The sequence below is a fragment of the Actinoplanes sp. NPDC026623 genome, from assembly GCF_040638275.1.
Classification (GTDB): domain Bacteria; phylum Actinomycetota; class Actinomycetes; order Mycobacteriales; family Micromonosporaceae; genus Actinoplanes.
In genome coordinates this window covers 21,702-41,988 of record NZ_JBEZXZ010000001.1, presented here as the reverse complement: position 1 = coordinate 41,988, position 20,287 = coordinate 21,702, and the positions used below count along the sequence as shown (strand labels likewise).

General features: G+C 72.9%; 15 protein-coding genes. 5 read left to right on the top strand and 10 right to left on the bottom strand.

The genetic code is table 11. The features are described from left to right. Positions 1-103: 103 nt before the first annotated feature. A complete protein-coding gene (locus AB0F10_RS00170; RefSeq protein ID WP_360619366.1) occupies positions 104-565 on the top strand; it encodes a gamma-glutamylcyclotransferase in 462 nt (153 codons plus the stop codon). Here the strand turns inward: AB0F10_RS00170 and AB0F10_RS00165 are convergent. Genes AB0F10_RS00165 through AB0F10_RS00150 form a run of 4 tightly spaced genes read right to left on the bottom strand, consistent with a single transcriptional unit; the run spans position 511 to position 3,877 of the window. Beyond that, a complete protein-coding gene (locus AB0F10_RS00165; RefSeq protein WP_360619364.1) occupies positions 511-1,515 on the bottom strand; it encodes a GNAT family N-acetyltransferase in 1,005 nt (334 codons plus the stop codon). The two genes, AB0F10_RS00170 and AB0F10_RS00165, sit on opposite strands and share 55 nt — an antisense overlap. A gap of 41 nt (positions 1,516-1,556) precedes the next feature. Beyond that, entirely contained in the window at positions 1,557-2,294 is a 738-nt protein-coding gene (locus AB0F10_RS00160; RefSeq protein WP_360619362.1) for an SCO6745 family protein, read from the bottom strand. Positions 2,295-2,334: 40 nt separating this feature from the next. Continuing rightward, on the bottom strand, positions 2,335-3,240 hold the full coding sequence (locus AB0F10_RS00155) for a hypothetical protein (RefSeq protein WP_360619361.1): 906 nt from the start codon (positions 3,238-3,240) through the stop codon (positions 2,335-2,337). A 1-nt stretch (position 3,241) separates the two neighbouring features. After that, positions 3,242-3,877 (bottom strand): MBL fold metallo-hydrolase, encoded by a 636-nt coding sequence (locus AB0F10_RS00150; protein ID WP_360619360.1) that lies wholly within the window; start codon positions 3,875-3,877, stop codon positions 3,242-3,244. Positions 3,878-4,037: 160 nt separating this feature from the next. On the opposite strand from AB0F10_RS00150, the gene AB0F10_RS00145 reads away from it, so the two are divergent. Then, complete coding sequence (locus tag AB0F10_RS00145; RefSeq protein ID WP_360619359.1) at positions 4,038-5,045, top strand: DUF4349 domain-containing protein; 1,008 nt, start codon at positions 4,038-4,040, stop codon at positions 5,043-5,045. Positions 5,046-5,081: 36 nt separating this feature from the next. Here AB0F10_RS00145 and AB0F10_RS00140 read toward each other — a convergent pair whose 3' ends face one another. Both AB0F10_RS00140 and AB0F10_RS00135 read right to left on the bottom strand, forming a co-directional pair. Continuing rightward, entirely contained in the window at positions 5,082-6,341 is a 1,260-nt protein-coding gene (locus tag AB0F10_RS00140; RefSeq protein WP_360619357.1) for an amidohydrolase, read from the bottom strand. 225 nt (positions 6,342-6,566) lie between these two features. Continuing rightward, the gene (locus AB0F10_RS00135; protein WP_360619356.1) at positions 6,567-8,138 is read right to left on the bottom strand and encodes a methylmalonyl-CoA mutase family protein; all 1,572 of its coding nucleotides are present in this window, start codon (positions 8,136-8,138) and stop codon (positions 6,567-6,569) included. A gap of 205 nt (positions 8,139-8,343) precedes the next feature. Between AB0F10_RS00135 and AB0F10_RS00130 the strand changes: the two genes are divergently transcribed. Beyond that, positions 8,344-10,302: a protein kinase domain-containing protein gene (locus tag AB0F10_RS00130; RefSeq protein ID WP_360619355.1), complete on the top strand. Its 1,959-nt coding sequence runs from the start codon at positions 8,344-8,346 to the stop codon at positions 10,300-10,302. Positions 10,303-10,329: 27 nt separating this feature from the next. Next, entirely contained in the window at positions 10,330-11,979 is a 1,650-nt protein-coding gene (locus AB0F10_RS00125) for a phospho-sugar mutase (RefSeq protein WP_360619353.1), read from the top strand. 37 nt (positions 11,980-12,016) lie between these two features. Here AB0F10_RS00125 and AB0F10_RS00120 read toward each other — a convergent pair whose 3' ends face one another. From AB0F10_RS00120 to AB0F10_RS00110, 3 genes are all read right to left on the bottom strand, one after another. Beyond that, positions 12,017-12,697, bottom strand: coding sequence for a GPP34 family phosphoprotein (locus tag AB0F10_RS00120; RefSeq protein WP_360619351.1), 681 nt, complete (start codon positions 12,695-12,697; stop codon positions 12,017-12,019). Between the two features lie 124 nt (positions 12,698-12,821). Next, a complete protein-coding gene (locus AB0F10_RS00115; RefSeq protein WP_360619350.1) occupies positions 12,822-16,184 on the bottom strand; it encodes a CDP-glycerol glycerophosphotransferase family protein in 3,363 nt (1,120 codons plus the stop codon). Beyond that, positions 16,177-18,303: a bifunctional glycosyltransferase family 2 protein/CDP-glycerol:glycerophosphate glycerophosphotransferase gene (locus tag AB0F10_RS00110; RefSeq protein ID WP_360619349.1), complete on the bottom strand. Its 2,127-nt coding sequence runs from the start codon at positions 18,301-18,303 to the stop codon at positions 16,177-16,179. Before AB0F10_RS00110 ends, AB0F10_RS00115 begins: the two co-directional genes overlap by 8 nt. A gap of 119 nt (positions 18,304-18,422) precedes the next feature. Here AB0F10_RS00110 and AB0F10_RS00105 point away from each other — a divergent pair, with 119 nt between their 5' ends. Continuing rightward, positions 18,423-18,953: an acyltransferase gene (locus tag AB0F10_RS00105; RefSeq protein WP_360619348.1), complete on the top strand. Its 531-nt coding sequence runs from the start codon at positions 18,423-18,425 to the stop codon at positions 18,951-18,953. Positions 18,954-19,001: 48 nt separating this feature from the next. Here the strand turns inward: AB0F10_RS00105 and AB0F10_RS00100 are convergent, their stop codons facing one another. Continuing rightward, positions 19,002-20,285 carry a nucleotide sugar dehydrogenase gene (locus tag AB0F10_RS00100; RefSeq protein WP_360619347.1) on the bottom strand — a complete coding sequence of 428 codons (1,284 nt, stop codon included), beginning with the start codon at positions 20,283-20,285 and terminating at the stop codon, positions 19,002-19,004. Positions 20,286-20,287: the final 2 nt, after the last annotated feature.

Here is a 20,287-nt window from a genome sequence, read left to right as displayed (position 1 = left end):
CTCCGACCTCCATTGCTCAGTTTTGTGGCTTTCGTGCCTCTGATGTGCCGACACGCACACCTCGTATTCTCCACTACCGGCCGTCCGGGCTATCGTCATCGCCGTGGGTCACTACGCCGCGTACGGCTCAAACCTCGATCCGGCCCGTATGCGGGCCTACTGCCCGCACTCGCCCATGGTCGGCGTCGGGTGGGTGGAGGGCTGGCGCCTGACCTTCGCCGGCGAGGGCGACCTGGGCTGGGAGGGCGCGGTCACCACGATCGTGGAGTCACCCGGCGACCGGGTCTTCGTCTCGCTCTACGACGTGCATCCGTGGGACGCCGCCCAGCTCGACGAGGTCGAGGGCGTGACCGCGGGCGCGTACCAGAAGCTCACGGTGCGTGTCTCCACGCTCGAGGGCGAGTTCAGCGCCTGGGTCTACGTCTTCGACGGCTACGAGGGCGGCATGCCCACGGCGTGGTATCTCTCCGAGATCGCGAACGCGGCCGAGAAGGCCGGCGCGCCCGACGACTACGTCGCCGAGCTGCGCGGGCGCCCGACCCGGACGGCGTCGCCCGAGGTCTGAACCGTCCGCTGGTAGATGTTCGCCTCGTACAGCGGGCGCATGCCGACCGCCCGGTAGAGCCGCGCGGCCCGCGTCGGATTCGCCAGGTCCACCCCGAGACCCGCCGCGCCGCGTCCCTTGGCCGCGTAGGCGGCGAACGCCCGGCGCAGCAGGGCCTCACCGACACCCCGCCGCCGGTACGGCCGCAGCACCGCCAGCGAGCGCACCCACCCGGCGTTGTCGTCGGCACCGACGTCGGCCGACTCCAGCACCCCGGCCCACTCGCCGTCCACCTCGCCGACGAACCACTCGTCCCAGGCGACGCTAGGCGCGGCCGACCACCGGCCCCGCCAGGTCTCGTAGTCCGTCGCCGGGTGGTCGCTGTCCCGGAACGCCGCCACGATGGTGGCGTGGAACCGGCGCAGCTCGGCCTCGTCGTCGTGGCGCAGCGGCCGGACCGTGACGCCCAGCGCCGGATCCGGGGCCGTGGCCGGCACGTCCGCCAGCGACATCGTCATGCGCGCGTGCTGCTTGAGGAAGCCGAACCCGGCCTCGGTCAGCGCCGCGATCCACTCCTTCTCGGTGGGCACCGCGCCCGCCCGCACCGTGTACGGGTCGTGGCCGAACTCCCGGCCGCGCTCCACCACCCGGTCGAGCAGGAGCGCCAGCAGCCACCGCAGGCCGGGCTCGCCGCGCCCGGGCCACGCGTACACCTCGATGAACTCGCGGTCGCCGCCCGTGGCGTTGCCGGGGTAGGCCCAGCACACGATCTCGCCGGCGGCGTCCAGCGCCACCCAGCAGTCCCGGGCCGGGTCGGTGTGCGCCATGGTGAGCGCCGCCCGCACCTCCTCGGCCGTGAAGTCGGGCTCGCCGACGGCCGCGATGTCGCTCGCCTGCGCGAGCCGCAGGATCTCGGGCACGTCGCCGAGATCGGGGCGGCGGGTGCGCCAGCCCTCGGGAAGTCCGGTCACTCCGGCATCTGAGCACAGATCGGCGGGCCGGCCAACCGGATTCAGCGGGTCAGCCGGTGCGACAGCGACTGGAGCAGCCCGCAGAGCTCGATCCGCTCGGCCCGGTCGAGCTGGCCGTAGGCCTGCCCGGTCAGCGAGTCCGCCACCGACTCGGCCCACATGAGGCGGCGCACTATCGGGCCCGGCGACGGGTAGGGCGGCTGCCAGCCGAACGCCACCGCGTCCGTCTCGCCGTCCGGGCCCGCGATGATCGCCTGCAGCGGGGTGAGCCCGCTGGCCCGGACCGCGACCACGTGCACGCCGAGCCGGTGCTCGTGCAACAGGTGCAGCATGACCGCCGCCTGCGCGCCGGGCGCGGCGTCGGGCACCGGCATCGCCCGCCACGCCGCGAACAGCGGCAGCCCGGCGGCGTCGACGGCGGACACCACCCGCCGCGACAGGTCGAGCAGCCGGCTCAGCCGCGGGAAGCCGCCCAGCTCGGTGACGCCCCACCGGCACAGCTCGTGCAGGTGCCAGGTGGCCACCTCGACCGGCGGGGTCGTCTTGGCCGCGGCCTCCCAGCCGTCGGTCACGGCGTCGGGCGCGATGAAGCCGATCGCCGCGGCGACCGTCTCGGGGCGCACGTCGCCGAGCGCGCCCGCGCGCGCCGCCACGTGGTAGGCCCAGCCGGACAACCCCATCAGCCGCGCGCGGCGCAGTGTCTGCGGGGACTCCGCGAACGCCCCGATGAGGCCGGCGAGTCCCGGTTTGGCGCTGGCGGATGCCTGTTCGGGGGTCACCTGCCCGATTCTGCCCCCCCTGACCGGTTCAGGAAACCGGCTAATGATCCGTTTCATCGGCATCGAGATCCTCGATGGCCGCCTCGACATCGCCGACCTGACGCCGCGCCGCCGATGCATCGCGTTCCGACGAACGTCGGGCCAGCTTGCGGCGCGACAGCTCCGCCTGTGCCACGATCCGCTGGCGTTCGAGCTCGGCGAGCTGCTCCTCCAACTCGTCCACGGCGTGTCCTGCGTCACGCTCCGCCGTTTCGGCGCGCTCGAGCCGGGTGCGCGCCCGCAGATCCGCCGCCCGCGCCGCGGTCAGCTCCCGCTCGAGCTCGCGCCGCCGTTCGGCCCGCTCCTGCCGGGCCTTGCCCTCGGCCCGCCGCCGCCGCTCGTCCGGCACGGGCGAGGAGGGTGCGGATGCCGGCTCCTCGGGCGCATCCTCCGCGGTGACCAGGCGCAGCCGGGGCCGGGGCACCTCGCCGAAGCCGGCGTACGTCGCCGCCCGCACCAGCCGTCCACCGCGGACCTGTTCGGCGATCTCCGGCTCGGCCAGCGCCGCGGTCAGCGTCGCCTCCACCTCGGCCATCGGCAGCTTCACCGCGCGCAGCCCGGGGTCGTCCTCGACGGCCAGTCGCTGCGCGGCGTTGACCAGCGCGGACACCAGCCGGCGGCGCTGGGTGGACAGCTCGCGCAGCTGCTCGCCGTGCAGGCCGCGCTGGGCCGCGCGCAGCTCCGTGGAGAGCTCGACCAGCTCGTCGATCAGCTCCGGCCGGCGCAGCGCCAGCAGGTTCACCAGCCATGCCGCCACGGTCGGCTTGCGCAGCGCGGCCAGGCGCTTCGCCGTCTCCTTGTCGCCGGAGCGGCGGGCGTCGGCCACCGCCGCGGCCCGGCCCGCGACGAAGCCCTCCGGCGGCGCCTCGTACAGCGCGCGGATCAGGTCCTCGGTGCTGGCCGGCACGTCAGTCGAGGGTCGTGCCGGGCGCGACGTGCGCGTACCTGGTGCCGCCCAGCCGGTCCAGGTGCCCGTCGGAGACCTGCGCGCCGGTCGGCGTGAGCAGGTGGTCGTGCAGCGCGAACGCCCGGTCCGGCCGGACCGCGCGAACGAAGTCGATCGCCTCGCTCAGCTTCATCCAGGGCGCGTTCAGCGGCACGAAGAGGGTGCCGACCTGCTCGTCGGGCACCGTGAACGAGTCGCCGGGCGTGTAGACCGAGCCCGAGTCGTCGGAGATCAGGTAGCCCAGGTTGGCGATCCGCGGTATGTCCGGATGGATGATCGCGTGCTGACCGCCGTACGCGCGGACGCTGAATCCCGCCGCCGTGAACGTCGAACCGGCCGACACCACCGTGACCACGTCGGCGAACGCGGTCAGCTTGGGCAGCACCTCCTGGTGGGCGTACACCCGCAGGCCGGGGTGCCGGGCGAGGGCATCGGCGAGCCCGTCCACGTCCAGATGGTCGAAGTGCTCGTGCGTGATCAGCACGGTATCCGCGCCGGTCAGGGCGGACCGCTCGCTGAACGCGCCCGGATCGACGACCAGGACGGCGCCGCCGCCTTCGATGCGTAGACAGGAATGCGTGAACTTCGTGACGCGCACGGGACCCCTCCGGTGCCGAATCGTGACCGCTCACCTCGCAGTCTGCCGGAACCGGCGCACTCGCGCCGCGCGTCTCAGGGTGCATCGCTCAACCGGCATCGGAGGATCCATGCGTGCAAGACGAAAGATTACGGCGGCCATCGCCGCCGCCGGACTGGCCGTGACACTGGCTCTGGCGGGTTGTGGCAGCGACGGTGCGAGTGATCAGGCTTCGACCTCGGGCGCCGCGCCCGACGCCGCCGGGCCGGCGGCCGAAGCCCCCGAGGCCGGGCCGGCGGCCGGCGCGGCCGAGCAGGGCGGCCGGCAGGACAGCAACCAGGGCAAGAACCAGCCGGCGCAGGCGCCGAACCTGGCCGTCGACCAGCGGTCGATCATCTACACCGGCTCGATCACGGTACGCGTGGGCGACGTGAACATCGCCGCGGCGCGAGCGACCGGCATCGCCACGGCGGCGGGCGGCTTCGTCGGCGGCGACAAGCGCAACAGCGGCTCCGGCTCGTCGGACGCCACCCTCGAGTTGCGCGTCCCGGCCGATCAGTTCGCCACCGTGGTGAGCCGGCTGGCGAAGGAACTGGGCGTCGAGGAGCAGCGCGGCATCAACACCGAGGACGTCACCGAGCAGACCATCGACCTGGGCGCCCGGATCGCCACCCAGCAGGCCCGGGTGGACAGTGGACGCAAGCTGCTCGCCCAGGCGAAGTCCCTGAACGACCTGGTGATGCTGGAGCGCGAGGTCGCCACGCGGGAGGCCGACCTGGCGTCGCTGCAGGCGAAGAAGCGCCGCCTGGCCGACCTCACCGCGCTGTCGACGATCACGGTGATCCTGCTCGACCCGGAGGCCGTGGCCAAGCAGGCCGAGGACGGCCCGCCCGGCTTCCTCTCGGGCCTGGAGAACGGCTGGAAGGGCCTGCTGGCCTCGCTGGCCGTCCTGCTGACGATTCTCGGCTGGCTGCTGCCCTGGGCCATCGCCATCGGCATCCCGGCCTGGGCGATCCTGCTGGCCTACCGCCGCTACCGCCGGTCGCGCCCGGCGCCACCGGCCGTTCCCGCGTACGCGATGCACGGCCCGCCCCCGGGATTCCCGCACCGCCCCCAGTCCGCGCCCCCGGCACCGCAGCCGGCGCCACCGGCTCCCCCGGCCGCGCCGAAGGCGCGGGACTCCGAATAACGGCCGGCCCTGTCGTCTCGCCGAGGCGGCAGGGCGCTAGAAGGCTCCCGTCGACAGGGCGGCGAGCGCGGTGTGCACCATGACCCGCACCCCGTAGCCGATGCACCGCTCGTCCACGTCGAAGCCACCCTGGTGGAGATCGACGTGCACGTCCTGGCCCGGCGCGCCGGTGCCGAGCCGGATCATCGCGCCCGGCACGTTCTCCAGATAGAAGGCGAAGTCCTCGCCACCCATGCTGATCTCGGCCTCGACCACCCGGTCGGGGCCCAGCGCCGCGCCGGCCGCGCCCGCGATCACCGCGGCCGCCATCCGGTCGTTGATCACCGGCGGGACGCCCCGGGTGTATTTGACCTCGACCTCGGCGCCGGTCGCGGCGACCACGTCGCGGACCAGCTTGGTGATCAGCTCCGGCGCCTCGCGCCAGGCCTCGCGGTTGAGGATGCGGACCGTGCCGAGCACCGAGCCCTCGCCGGGGATCGCGTTGAACGCCTGCCCGGCGCGCACCGCACCCCAGACCATCGAGACGCCGGCCCGCGGGTCGACCCGGCGGTCGAGCAGGGCGGGCACGTCGACGATGACCCGGCCCAGCGCGTGCACCAGATCGGCCGTCAGGTGCGGGCGGGCGGTGTGCCCGCCGGGGCCGCTGAGGCACACCTCGACCGTGTCGGCCGCGGCCGTGAACGGTCCCGATCGGACCCCGACCAGGCCGGCCGGCAGCTGGGGGTAGCAGTGCAGCGCGTAGATCGCCGCGACGTCCTTGAGCGCGCCGGACGCGATGACCTCGGGCGCGCCCGAGGGCACGCACTCCTCGGCGGGCTGGAAGATCAGCCGGACCCGGCCGGGCAGCTCGCCCTGATCGTTCAGCTGTGCCAGGGCGAGACCGAGGCCGAGCAGCACGGTCGTGTGCACGTCGTGGCCGCAGGCGTGCGCGACCCGATCGACCGTCGAGCGGTACGGCACGTCCTTGGTGTCCTGCAGCGGCAGCGCGTCCAGGTCCGCGCGGAACGCGATCACCCGGTCGCCCTCGCCGATGTCGCAGATCAGACCGTTGCCCTTGGGCAGCAGCTGCGGGCTCAGGCCGGCGACGGCGAGCTCCCGGGCGACCAGGGCGGCGGTCTCGAACTCGGCGTGCGACGGCTCCGGGTGCGCGTGGATGTGCCGGCGGATCGCCACCAGTTCTGCGCCCCGGGAGGCGAGCCAGCGGTCGAGCTGGCCGGGCAGCGGGTCAGCGCCGGGAGGCGGGCCCGGGAAGGGCGCCAGCTGGGAGCTGTCGGGCACGGTCAAGGCACTTGTCACGTCGGATTCTCTATCGCTCTCGTCAACTGAACCGGTTTCCGCAACGCGCGACAGCTTAGACCTCATGAGGTGACGCTGTGCAACGCCATTCCCGCATTGATCAACTCTCGCCGTGTCACTAAAGCCCTGATAAGAGCCTTTTGCGGGCGGCATCAGTTCACCAACTCCTACAACGTGTAACGAATCGCGTAGGTGACGCGGTTCAGGCCCGGCCCGAGACCTCGATCAGAAGTGCTCAACCGGGCGATATACCCCCCACACGTCGCGAAGCGTGTGGCATACCTCGCCCACGGTGGCACGCAGTCGCAAGGCCGCGCGCATCGGGGGCAGGACGTTCTCCGTGCCCTGCGCCGCCTTCCGCAAATCCTCCAGCGCCGAGCCGACCGCGCCGGAGTCTCGTTCGGCGCGCAGCTTCGCCAGGCGGGCGGCCTGGTTCGCCTCGATCGCGGGGTCGACCCGCAGCGGCTCGTACTTCTCCTCCTCGTCGACGCCGAACCGGTTCACGCCGACGACGACCCGCTCGCCGCTGTCGATCTGCTGGGAGATCCGGTACGCCGAGGTCTCGATCTCCTGCTTCTGGAAGCCCTGCTCGATCGCCTCGACGGACGAGCCGAAGCTGAAGACCCGCTCGATCAGCGCGGTCGCGGCGGCCTCGACCTCGTCGGTCATGGCCTCGATCACGTACGAGCCGGCGAACGGGTCGACGGTGTCGACCAGCCCGCTCTCGTACGCGAGCACCTGCTGGGTACGCAGGGCGAGCCGGGCCGACTTCTGCGTGGGCAGCGCGATGGCCTCGTCGTACGCGTTGGTGTGCAGCGACTGGGTGCCGCCGGCGACCGCGCCCAGCGCCTGCACCGCGACCCGGACCAGGTTGACCTCCGGCTGCTGCGCGGTGAGCTGCACGCCGGCGGTCTGGGTGTGGAACCGCAGCATCAGCGACTTCGGATTCTTCGCGCCGAAGTCGTCGCGCATGATCCGGGCCCACATCCGCCGGGCCGCGCGGAACTTCGCGATCTCCTCGAGCAGCGTGGTGCGGGCGACGAAGAAGAACGAGAGCCGGGGCGCGAAGTCGTCGACCGCGAGGCCGGCGGCGATCGCGGCGCGCACGTACTCGATGCCGTTGGCCAGCGTGAACGCGATCTCCTGCGCGGGCGTCGCGCCGGCCTCCGCCATGTGGTAGCCGGAGATCGAGATGGTGTTCCACTTCGGGATCTCGGCGCGGCAGTAGGCGAACGTGTCGGCGACCAGGCGCAGCGACGGCTTCGGCGGGAAGATGTAGGTCCCGCGGGCGATGTACTCCTTCAGGATGTCGTTCTGGATCGTGCCGGTCAGCGCGGAGCCGGCGACGCCCTGCTCCTCGGCGACCAGTTGATAGAGCAGCAGCAGCAGCGAGCCGGGCGCGTTGATCGTCATCGACGTGGAGACCTTGCCCAGCGGAATGCCGTCGAAGAGCTGCCGCATGTCGTCGATCGAGTCGATGGCCACGCCGACCTTGCCGACCTCGCCGTGCGCGATGGGGTCGTCGGAGTCGTAGCCCATCTGGGTGGGCAGGTCGAAGGCGACGGAGAGGCCCATCGTCCCGGCCGCCAGCAGCTGGTGGTAGCGGGCGTTGGACTCGGCCGCGGTGCCGAAGCCCGCGTACTGCCGCATGGTCCACGGGCGCTCGGTGTACATCGTCGGATAGACGCCGCGGGTGTACGGATAGGCGCCGGGCTCGCCGAGCCTCCGGTCGACGTCGGGCGCCACGTCACCGCTGCCGTAGACCGGCTTGATCTCGAACCCGGATTCTGCGTTCACAGTGCCGATCCTAAAGCAGCGTTAAGCACGCGGGCGTGAGGGGTTTTGCACTCTCCGTCCGAAAAGTTCCACCGTACGCGACAGGACGGCTACCCACGGTCGAGTTCTGGATAACACCCCCTCGGCGACTTTCCGAAAAGGGGTGGCAACCGGCAAGATAGCCTGGTTGGCCGACAGCCCCTACACCCCCTCGGTGGCATCTCACGTGACTCAGATTCCGACCTGGAGCGGTAGCAACTCTGCTCCGACCAGCGGACGCGCGGCACCGGGCACGCTCATCGGCGGGCGGTACACGCTGCGCGCCGCGGTCGGCCACGGTGGCATGGGCACGGTCTGGCGCGCCGCGGACACGCTGCTGCGCCGCGACGTCGCCATCAAGGAGGTCATCCTCCCGCCCGGCCTGGCACCCAGCGACCGCGACTCGATGTATGAGCGGACCATGCGCGAAGCCCGCGCCGCCGCCGCCCTGCAGCACCCGGCGGTCGTGCAGGTCTACGACGTGGTGCACGAGAACGGCCGCCCGTGGATCGTCATGGAGCTGCTGGAGGCCCGCAGCCTCGCCGACATGGTCATCGAGGACGGCCCGGTCGCGCCCCGCGTGGTGGCGAAGATCGGCATCGCGCTGCTCGGCGCGCTCGAGGTGGCACACGCGCACGGCGTGCTGCACCGCGACGTCAAGCCGGCCAACGTCCTGATCTGCACCGACGGCCGCTGCGTGCTCACCGACTTCGGCGTCGCCCGGATGCCCACCGACGTGCAGCTGACCACGCCCGGCATGGTGCTCGGCTCGCCGCACTTCATCTCGCCCGAGCGGGCCATGGGCAGCGACTTCGGCCCGCCCAGCGACCTGTTCTCGCTCGGCGTCACGCTCTACACCGCGATCGAGGGCCGCCCGCCGTTCGACAAGGGCGACCCGATCGAGACGATGCACGCGGTCGTCGAGGACCCGCCGACCCCGGCGGTGCGCGCCGGCTCGCTGACCCCGGTGCTGATGGGGCTGCTGGAGAAGGACCCGGCCCGGCGCTTCGACGTGCAGAATGCGCGCACCATGCTGCGCCAGCAGCTGGCCGGCCCGCTGGCCAGCAAGGCGCCGCCGCACATGATGACGGACCCCTACTCGGTGGTCCCGTCGCAGCGCCCGCCGGCGGCCGAGACCCAGCCCATCCCGCCGCCGCAGCAGCCGAAGCCGTCCGGCCAGATCGGCGGCCGGGCCATGCTCGCCCCCGGCGAGTCGCTGACCGGCCGCCTGTCCAAGCTCAAGCCGGGCGGCACCGGCGGTGGCCGGCGGCGCGCCCCCGAGGCGGAGCCCGCGTCCGCGCCCACCGGCGCCTACCCGCCGCCGCCCGCCCTCGACAACAACCGGACCAGCGTCATCCCGCCGCCGGGCACCGCGGAGAGCGACGCGACAAGCGTGCTGCCGCCGCGGCGGCAGTGGGACGGCGCCCGCGCGGCCCGCGATCCGATGCCCGGCACGGTCGTGACGAGCCCGGCCGCCAAGCGCCGCGCGATGGTCGACAACGCGGTCACCACGGTGCGCGAGGGCACCCGCCGCGCCGTCGGCACGGTGCAGGGCTGGCCGCGTAACACCCAGCTCGCCGCCGGCGGTGGCGTGCTCGCCGTGCTGGTGCTGGTGCTCGTCCTCTCGCTGTCCGGCGGGGACGACCCGGTGGCGCCGCCGAACCAGCCGCGGGCGACCGGCCAGGCCGACCCGGCCGCGGTCGCGACCCAGGACTACAAGGGCAACAAGGCCGTCACGGTCAAGGTCCCGAAGGGCTGGACCCGGTCCGCGTCCGGCAACTGGGTGGACTACTCCGACCCGGACGACAAGTCGACGAAGGTCCGGATCCTGGTCGAGCCGGGATCGATCGCGCCGCGGAAGTTCGTCGAGGAGACCGCGCCCGGCACGCTGGCGAACAAGTCGAAGAACTGCCCGAAGCCGTTCCACCACCTCGGTGCGACCGACGTCGAGGTCTCCGGGCAGTCCGGCGCCCAGTTCGAATACACCTGCGGCGAGGGCGACGACATGCGCCACGGCATCTGGCGGCAGACCACCACCGGCGGCAAGATGTACTCCTTCTACCTCACCACCACCGAGGAACAGTTCGCCGGCAACAAGCCCTACTTCGACGAGATGGCCAAGACCTTCACCCTCAACGCAGGCTGACCCGGGCCGCCGTGCTATCCACAGAGCATGGCAACAGACGACCTTCGCAGGCTGGCCGAGACCTGGCTCGCCGACGATCCCGACCCGGCCGCGCGCGACGAGATCCGGGAGCTGCTCTCCCGGCTCCCCGCCAGCGCGGATGAGCTCGCCGACCGGTTCGCCGGCCCGCTGACCTTCGGGACGGCCGGCCTGCGCGGCCGGCTGCGCGCCGGGCCGAACGGCATGAACCTCGCGGTCGTCACCCGGGCGGCCGCCGGCCTGGTCGGCTGGCTCGACGCGCAGGGCGGCCGGGGACCGCTGGTCATCGGCTACGACGCCCGCCACGGCTCGCGGGAGTTCGCCCAGCAGACCGCGCGGGTGGCCACCGGCGCCGGACGCCCGGCCCTGCTACTGCCCCGGCCGCTGCCGACGCCGGTGCTGGCGTACGCCGTGCGGGCCCTGGACGCGGTCGCCGGTGTCATGGTCACCGCCAGCCACAACCCGCCACAGGACAACGGCTACAAGGTCTACCTGGGCGCCCAGCTCGGCGGGCCCGGCGGCGCCGGCGCGCAGATCGTCCCGCCCGCCGACAGCGGCATCGAGGCCGCCATCCAGGCGGTCGACGCGGTCACCCGGGTCCCGCTCGGCGATCCCGGCACGGTCCTCGACGAGCCCATCGTCCAGGGGTACGTCGACAGCGCGGCCGGCGTCGTCTCGCCCGGCCCGCGCGATCTGCGGGTGGCCTACACGCCCCTGCACGGCGTCGGCGGCGAGGTGCTGGCCGCGGCGTTCGCCCGGGCGGGCTTCCCCGCGCCGGGCGTGGTCGCCGAGCAGGCCGAGCCGGACCCGGAGTTCCCGACCGTCGCGTTCCCCAACCCGGAGGAGCCGGGCGCGATGGACCTGCTGCTCGCGCTTGCCTCGAAGCTGGACGCCGACCTCGCCATCGCCAGCGACCCCGACGCCGACCGCTGCGCCGTGGCCCTGCCGGGCGCGGAGCCGGGCAGCTGGCGCCCGCTCAGCGGCGACGAGCTCGGCATCCTGCTCGCCGATCACCTGATCCGGCGCGGCACGGCCGGCACCTACGCCACCACGATCGTCTCGTCCACGCTGCTGCGCGCCCTCTGCGCCGCCCGCGGCGTGCCGTACGCGGAGACCCTGACCGGCTTCAAGTGGATCGTGCGCGGCGCCGAGAAGCTGGCCTACGGCTACGAGGAGGCGCTCGGCTACTGCGTGGCGCCCGGCCTCGTGCGCGACAAGGACGGCATCACGGCCGCCCTGATCGTCGCCGAGATGGCGGCCGCGCTCAAGGCCGAGGGAAAGTCCCTCGCCGACCGGCTCGCCGACCTGGACACCGAGTTCGGCGTCCACCGCACCGGCCAGCTGTCGATGCGGGTGGAGGACCTCGAGGAGATCACCCGCGCGATGGCCCGGGTCCGCGCGAACCCGCCCCGGACGCTGCTCGGCGACGAGGTGGCGAGCGTCGAGGACCGGCTGCCGGACGCCGACGTGCTGACCCTGCGTACGGCTCGCGCCCGCGTGGTGATCCGCCCGTCGGGCACCGAGCCGAAGCTCAAGGCGTACCTCGAGGTGGTGGAGCCGGTCGCCGACGGCGACCTGGCGGCGGCCCGGCTGCGCGCCGAGGCCGCCCTCGACCGCGGGCTGCGCCCGGAGATCGCCACCGCGCTCGGCCTGGACTGACTGTGCGGATCTGGGGCCGCCGGGCCCCAGATCCCGGTCAGGCCTTCGGCGCGCCCAGGGCGGCGGAGATCGCGCGGCCCAGGGTGGCCACGACGAGCGCGACGCTCGGGCGCACGATGGAGTCCTCGAGGTTCATCGTCCCGTAGAAGCCCGCGCCGCTGGCGATCTGCTCCAGCCGCTGGTGTGCCCGCGCAGCCTCCTCCGGCGGCAGGCGCAGGGCCGGCTCCATCCGGGCCGCGATGAGCAGGGTGGCCAGGGCCGCCGTCCGCTCGTCCGGCGGCGCGTCGGTGATCAGGGCCTCGGCCAGCCGCTTGCGGATCTCGGCCTCGAACGCGGGGTCCGCCGTCGGGTAGCGGTGCACGTGGATGTGGCCCATCTGGGTCTCGTCCACGTCGCGCACGACGCCACGGAGGATCAGATCCTGCAGGACCCGGTTGCGCAGGTTGTGCCGCAGCCGCTGGACCCACTGGGCCGGGGTGTGCGGCTCGTCCGCCGCGGCCTTGGCCAGCACCAGGTCCGCGATCGGCTCGCCGATCGGCGTGGGGTCGGTGACTATCAGATTCCCGTTCACGTACGAGATCCGGCCGGCCAGCGCGAGGTCCACCAGCACAGCCGCGGACATGCCGAGGTCGAGCCCGATGCGGGAACCGGTCGCCTTGCCGGTCTGGTCGTCGTACGCGAGGAGGAGCAGTTCCTCAGCGAGCGCGATGGAGGTCATGGCGAAACGATAGTGGCCGGTGTCACCCGACGGATACTGCCTCACCCCAGCTTCGATCACGAACGGGCGCACGGACCGAGGCGAGAAATCGACACTCTTGACGGTGTTCGTGCCGATGCGGCGATCAGCGCCCGGCGAGCAGCCAGTCGACCAGCTTCACCGCCGCCTGATCCCCGCCGGCCGGGTGGCTCTCCGCGAACGCCTTGGCCGCCGGCGTGTATTCGGCGGTGAGCGGCCCGATGTTCCGCACCGCCGCGATCACCTCGCCGGAGGTGCGCAGCAGCGGCCCGGGCGCGGCCGTCTCGAGGTCGACGTTCAGGCCCGGCGACGCCGCGAACCCCTCGAGGTCGGGGACGTAGAGCCAGGCCGGCCGGCCGGTGACCGCGAAGTCGGCGAGCAACGCCGAATAGTCGGAGATCAGGACGTCGGCGGCGAGCAGCAGCTCGGCCACCCGCGGATAGGCGGAGACGTCCAGCACGCCGGGCACCAGGCCCAGCACGTCGTCGCCGAGCCCCGGGTGCCGGCGCACCAGCAGCTCGTAGCCGGGCGGGAGGGCCGCCACGACGTTCGGCAGGTCCAGCAGCTTGCCCGGGTCGCTCCAGCCGCGCTTGCGCAGGTCCATCGGCCGCAGGGTGGGCGCGTACAGGATCAGCCGGGTGCCGGCGGGCAGGTCGAGGCGCTTGAGCACCTCGGCCCGGGCCGCCTCGGCCTCCATCGTGGTCAGGAGCTCGTTCGCCGGGCGGCCGTACTCCAGCACCGGCCCGTCGAACCGCAGCTCCCGGCGCAGCACCGGGGTGGCCGAGGCGCTCGGCGAGGCCACCGCCGTCCAGCTCGCCGCGTCGGAGTCCAGCTGATCGATCAGCTCCTGGCCGAGCGGATGGGCCACGGCCCGCGCGCCGAACCGGGCCACCGGCCAGCCGCCGCCGAGGCGCAGCACCACCTGGCCGTCGCGCGGCTTGAACCAGCGCGGCAGGTTGTCGTTGGTGACGATCCAGCGGCTGGTGGTGAGCGCGGCGTACCAGGCCTCGCTGCCGAGGGTGACCGGGTCGGCGCCGGCCGGCACCGGCTGGCCACGCTCGACGGTCCAGCGGGCGGCCGGGGCCTCCGGCCGGCCGGCCAGCTCCGCCAGCATCGCGGCGGGGTCGTCGGCGAAGCGGCGCCCGGCCGCGGCGTCGAACAGCACGACGTCGCGCAGCGCGGCGCCGTCGGTGATCGACGTGTACGCGGCCCGCAGGCGTTCCTGCTCCACCGGGTCGACCGGCGCGGCCTCGACCACCAGCAGGGCCCGCTCGCCCGCGGTCGTCCGCAGCACGACGCGCACGCCGTCGGCGGTACGCGGTGCCGGCAGGTCGGCGGCGACCGCACCGGCGAGGCCCAGCGGGACGATCGTGGGGTGGTAGGCGCCGGCGGACCGGAAGGAGAGATCCCAGCTGCCCGCCACCAGCGGCAGCGGCCCGGCCAGCCCCGGAACGGCGGACGGGTCGACCGTCACCTGCCAGCGCCCGTCCACGACCCGCAGCGGCAGGCTGATGTCCTTGCGCCGGCCGCGCAGGCGCAGCACCAGCTCGCCGTCCACGGCGCGCGGGCCGTCGCCGCCGAGCACGAGGGCGCCGTCGGAGTTCCACCGGGCCTCGGTCACCACCGGGCCCGCCGGGCGGGTGCACAGGTACACGTACCCGCCCTCGGAGACGGCGGTGTAGACCTCGTCGGTGCCCTCGATCGTGCGAGTCTCGACGAACCGGTCGTCGGCGATGAGGTGCACCGGCTTGTGCGCCGCCACGATCTCGATCTTGAAGCGCTGGGCGTAGAGGCCCGCGGCGTGGTTGTCGTCGCCGACGGTCAGCGCGATGCCCGCGAGCGGAATCCGGGCGACGAAGGCGAAGCCCTCCGGGGTCTCGCTCACCTCGGCCGGCAACCGGTGCGAGACGATGCCCGGCACCCGGCTCAGCTCTATCCGGATCGGGCCGCCGGGCGGGTTGCGCAGCCGCCCCTCGATCACGAGGTCGCCGCCGTCGCGGCGGCTGGCGACCAGCCAGCCGTCCGACTTGCTGACCCGCAGCCGCAGCCGGCCCTTGGTGACGATCGGGGCGACCCAGACCCCGGCCTCCAGCTGCCGCCGGGGCAGCGGGTCGGCCCAGCCGTCCGGCATCCGGATGCCGCTGCGGTGCAGCTTGATGCCGCGGACCACGGCGACCGCGACCGTCCAGCTGCCGCTGCGCCAGATCTTCCCCATCCGCAGCGACGTCGGATTCACCGAGACGGCGAAGCCCGCGGCCCGCTCGGTCACCGAGGCCGCCGGATCCCGGTGTGCCCGCGCGCGCAGCGGGACCTTGCGGCGGCCGCCGTCGCTGGAGAGCCAGAGCAGCCGCAACGAGCCGAACCGGCGCGGCGCGTCGCCGGGCACATACGCGTAGCCGGTCAGCTCCAGCCGGCCGTCGCGCCAGGCGAGCGTGCGGACGGCGGACTCCACCTTCGGCAGCGCGGGCGACCGGCGCCTGCGGAAGCCCTTGTCGATGAGCTCGACCAGGTCGTCGACGCGGCCGTCCCGGATCAGCTGCCAGTGCCGGCGGAACTGCGCGGGCTGCCGGTTGACGGCGCCCGGGTCGAGCTCGGCCAGGTACGCCTGCGCCAGCTCGAGGAACGTCGCGCGGAACTCGGGCGTGGCCGCCGGCAGGAACTTGAGGTAGCTGCTCAGCTTGTCCCAGATCGCCTGCTCCTCGTACGTCCTGAGGAGCTCGCGCTGACCGGCCTCCTTGAGCAGCCGCCGGGTCAGGTTGACCGAATAGAACCGGTCGACGAGGTTGCGCAGGTCGCTGCCCGACTGGGTGATCGAGCGGACCGCGCCCTCGCGTACCCGCCAGAAGTAGATCGGCTCGTGGACGATCGCGACGCTGGTGGCCAGAGCGTGTGCCGGCACGGTGACCGGCACGTCCTCGAAGAGCCGGCCGACCGGGAACTCGAAGCCGTGCCGGTCGTAGAAGCTGCGCCGGTACAGCTTGTTCCAGATGGTCCGGTCGCGCAGCAGCCGGGGATTGCTCGACACGTGGGTGTTGAGGTTGGTGCCGGCGATCGCGTCGTTGTGCGGCGCGCCGCGGTAGGTGCCGCGCGAGGAGTAGCGGCGCACGCCGCCGCTGGCGAAGTCCGCGCCGCCGGCCATGGCCTGCACCAGCAACTCGTACGCGTGGGCGGCCAGCACGTCGTCGCTGTCGACGAACGCGAGGTACTCGCCGTTGGCGACCGGGACGGCGACGTTGCGGGCCGCGCTGAGGCCCGCGTTGGCCTGGCTGATCAGCCGGAAGCGGGGGTCGGCCGCGACGAACTCCTCGGCGATGGCCGCGCAGCCGTCGGTGCTCCCGTCGTCGACCAGCAGCACCTGCAGGTCGGTGTAGGTCTGTGCGCGCAGCGAGTCGAGACAGTCCCGCAGGAAGGGCTCCACGTTGTAGATCGGCACGATGACGCTCACCAACCCGTTGATGAGCTCAGGCATCGCCGGAGGCCTTTCGATCGTTCAGAAATATCCGGCGGACGACCCGCTCGGACGCGTTGCCGTCCTCGAGGGAGCAGAACCGTTCCCGGAAGGCGGCCCGGGCCCGCGCGGCCTGCGCGCTGTCGGGCTGACCGGTGCGGAATGCGGCGACCAGTTCGTCGAAATCGCGAACGAAGGTGCCGGGGTGCTCGGTGGAAAGGTCGAAGGTGACGCCACGCACGGCCCGGTAGATCTCCCAGTCGGGCGCGAAGATCACCAATGGCCGGTCCAGGACCGCGTAATCGAACATCACCGAGGAGAAGTCGGTGATCAATACGTCGGCGGCCAGGTAGAGCGTCTCCACCGGCTGGAACGACGACACGTCGGTGACCCGCGGGTGCAGGCAGGGAAAGCCCGCCATGCCATAGAAGTAATGGCCGCGCAGCAGGACCCGGGTGTCCGGGCCCAGCGCCTCGGCGAGCGCGTCGACGTCGAGCACCGGCGTGAAGGTGGCGTGCCATTCCCGGTGGGTCGGCGCGTAGAGCACGGTCCGCTCGCCGGGCGCGATGCCGAGCTCGGCGCGGGCCGCCGCGACGTCCTGCGCCGTGGCCCGGGCCAGGCGGTCGTTGCGCGGGTAGCCGGTCTCCAGCGTCTCGCCCCTGATCGGGAACTGCCGGTCCCAGAGCAGCGTGGTGTGCCGGTTCGCGGTGATGCTGAAGTCCCACTTCGCGATGTTGCGGCGCATCCGCTCGGCGTCGTAGCCGACCGTGGAGGCGGGGAACTTCGGCTGGTCGAGGCCCATCGTCTTGAGCGGCGTGCCGTGGTGCGTCTGCACATGCACCGCGCCGGGCCGCTTGACCACGGCGGGCGGGAAGGTGGCGTTGTTGATCAGATACTTCGCCCGCGCGATGGCCCGGTAGTAGGCCCGGCTGCCGGAGACCACATAGGGGACACCCTCGGGCATCGCGGCCCGGCCCGGCTTGACGACCCAGACGCCCCGGACACCGGGTGCGAGCTCCCGGGCCTTCTCGTAGATGGCGGCCGGATTGCAGGCATAGCCGCGGTACCAGTACGCCGCGTAGACCGCCAGGTTCTCGTCGATGGGGCGGCGCAGTTGCCACCGGTAGTACCAGCGCAGGCCGCGCTTGCGCAGCCGCGCCTTGGCGGTGCCGGCCGCCTTGCGCGCCGCCCGGACCCGGCCGCCGGCGCCGTTGACCGCCCGGTACCCCGCGAAGGAGCCGGCCGCGATCAGCCGGAGCCGCAGGCCGGCTACCCCGCCGGGGCGCGGGGCGGCGCCGGCCTCGTGCCTGCGCAGCAGCCCGGAGATCGCCGCGAACATCGGGCGGCGGTCATTCCGGGGCACCCGGGCGCCGTCCTCCATGATCTTCAGCAGCTCGGTGACGGCCTGGCTCAGCGCCCGCCGGCGCAGCTTGGGTGCGGCCTCGGCGCACACCGGGCGGCTCAGCGCGTGGTCGTACTGGGCCACCGCGTCGGCGTGCCGCTTCGACCGGGTGGTGTGGAACGAGCCAGCGCGGTCCAGCCGGTGGATGTAGCAGGCGGGCTCCAGCACCGCGACGCTCGCGGCCTCGGCGAGCACCTGGTACGCGAACGCGACGTCCTCGTACCCGCCCGGCCGGAACCGGATGCCCGATTCGAGCAGGAACTGCCGGCGCACCAGCAGCGCGCCCAGCGGGGGTGCCGGCCTGGTCAGCGCATCGGCCCCCGGCGAAACCGCCGCCGGGATGCGCCAGGGTGAGACGGACCTGTTCCACCGCTCGCGCGCGACGCCCACGACGAGCACGTCGGGCTTCTCCTCGCGCAGCCGGGCCTCGATCACGCGCAGCGCTCCGGGAACGATCCGGTCGTCGCCGTCGACGAACCAGACGTAGTCGCCGGTCGCCCGCTCCAGGCCGGCGTTGCGGGCCGGGCCCGGCCCCCCGTTGGTGTCGAGGTGCACCACGGTCAGCCGGGAATCGGTCGCCGCGCGCTGGTCGAGCACCTCGCCGCTGTGGTCCGGCGCCGCGTCGTCGACGCCGATCACCTCGGCGTCGACACCCTGCTGCTCGAGCACCGAATCGAGGCATTCGGCGAGATATCCCTGGACGCCCCACGCGGGGATGACGACGCTGAAGGGGGTCATATATATACGCAGACCGATCGATACTAGACCACGGGGGTGCGCCGATGGTAGCACCGGGCGAGATGCCGGAATTATCTCCCGATTTCGACAACCGGCAGGCCGGGCATCACACTGCCCTGATGGAAGACACCAACATTGAGAGCAGGCCGCCCTTCGTTCACCCGTCCGCGGACGTGGAGGACGGTGCCCAGGTCGGCGCGGGGACGAAGGTCTGGCATCTCGCCCATGTCCGCTCGTCCGCCGTCGTCGGCGACGACTGCGTGATCGGCCGCAACGTGTACCTCGACGCCAACGCCGTCGTGGGCAGCCGCGTCAAGATTCAGAACAACGTCTCGGTGTACCAGGGCGTCACGATCGAGGACGAGGTCTTCGTCGGGCCGTGCGTGGTGTTCACCAACGACCTGCGGCCCCGGGCCCAGAACGCGGACTGGAAGATCACCCCGACGCTGGTGCGCCGCGGCGCCTCGATCGGCGCCAACGCCACGCTGGTCTGCGGCATCGAGGTCGGCGAGTACGCGATGATCGCCGCCGGCTCGGTCGTGACCAAGGACGTGCAGCCCTACCAGCTGGTGGCCGGCAACCCGGCCCGGCCCAAGGGCTGGGTGGACGAGAGCGGCGAGATCGTCAGCCGCGATCCCGAGCGCCGGTAACCCGATGATGATCGTCCCGGGGCGGCGGGCCGCCCCGGGACCAGGTCATCAGCCGCCGATGACGATCCGGCGGATGCCCTCGAGGCGCTCCGGGTCGGTGGTCCGGCGCCCGTCGACCAGCACCTTGACGCCCGGCAGGTCATCGCCGGTGAGGGTGCGGTACTCGGCGTGGTCCGCCTGCACGACCGCGGCACCGAGCTGCTCGCCGTCCCACGGCGGCAGGCCCAGGGCGGTCAGCTCCGCCGCGCTGTACATCGGGTCGGACACGTACGGCTTCGCGTTGCGGCGGCGCAGCTCCTCCACCGTCGCGAAGACACCGGAGAACGCGGTCTCCTTGACCCCGCCCCGGTACGCCGCGCCGAGCACCAGCACGCCGAGCCCGTCGAGGTCACCGACCGCGGCGGCGAGCAGGTCCACCGCGTACGCCGGCATCGCGGCGTTCGCCTCGCGGGCGGCACGCACGACCGTGGCCGACGGGTCGTTCCAGAGGTAGAGCCGCGGGTACACGGGGATGCAGTGACCGCCGACCGCGATGCCCGGCCGGTGGATGTGGCTGTACGGCTGGGTGTTGCAGGCGTCGATGACGAGGTTCACGTCGACGTCGACGGTGTCCGCGAACCGGGCGAACTGGTTCGCCAGCCCGATGTTGACGTCCCGGTAGGTCGTCTCGGCCAGCTTCGCCAGCTCGGCGGCCTCGGCCGAGCCGAGGTCCCAGACGCCGTTGGCGCGGCTGAGGTCGGGACGCTCGTCGAAGTCGAGCACCGCCTCGTAGAACTCCACGCCGCGCTGCGCCGACCCGGCGTCGACGCCGCCGATCAGCTTCGGGTACTTGCGCAGGTCGGCGAAGACCCGGCCGGTGAGCACCCGCTCGGGGCTGAAGACCAGGTGGAAGTCGCGCCCGGCGACCAGGCCGGAGCCCTCCTCGATCAGCGGCGCCCAGCGGTTGCGGGTGGTGCCGACCGGCAGCGTGGTCTCGTAGCTGACCAGGGTGCCGGGCCGCAGGCCACGGGCGATGTCCCGGGTGGCGGACTCCATCCAGCCGAAGTCGGGGATGCCCTCGCCGTCGACGAACAGCGGAACCACGACCACGACGGCGTCGGCCTGCGCGACCGCGGCCGCGGTGTCGGTGGTGGCCGTCAGCAGGCCGGCGTTGACCGCCTGGCTCAGCTTGACGTCGAGGTCGGCCTCTCCGGGGAAGGGCACGAGGCCTTCGTTGACCGTGCGGACGGTCGGCTCGGAGACGTCCGCACCGATCACGGTGTGTCCCTTGGACGCGAACTGGACGGCGAGCGGCAGCCCGATCTTGCCCAGGGCGACGACACAGATCTTCATGC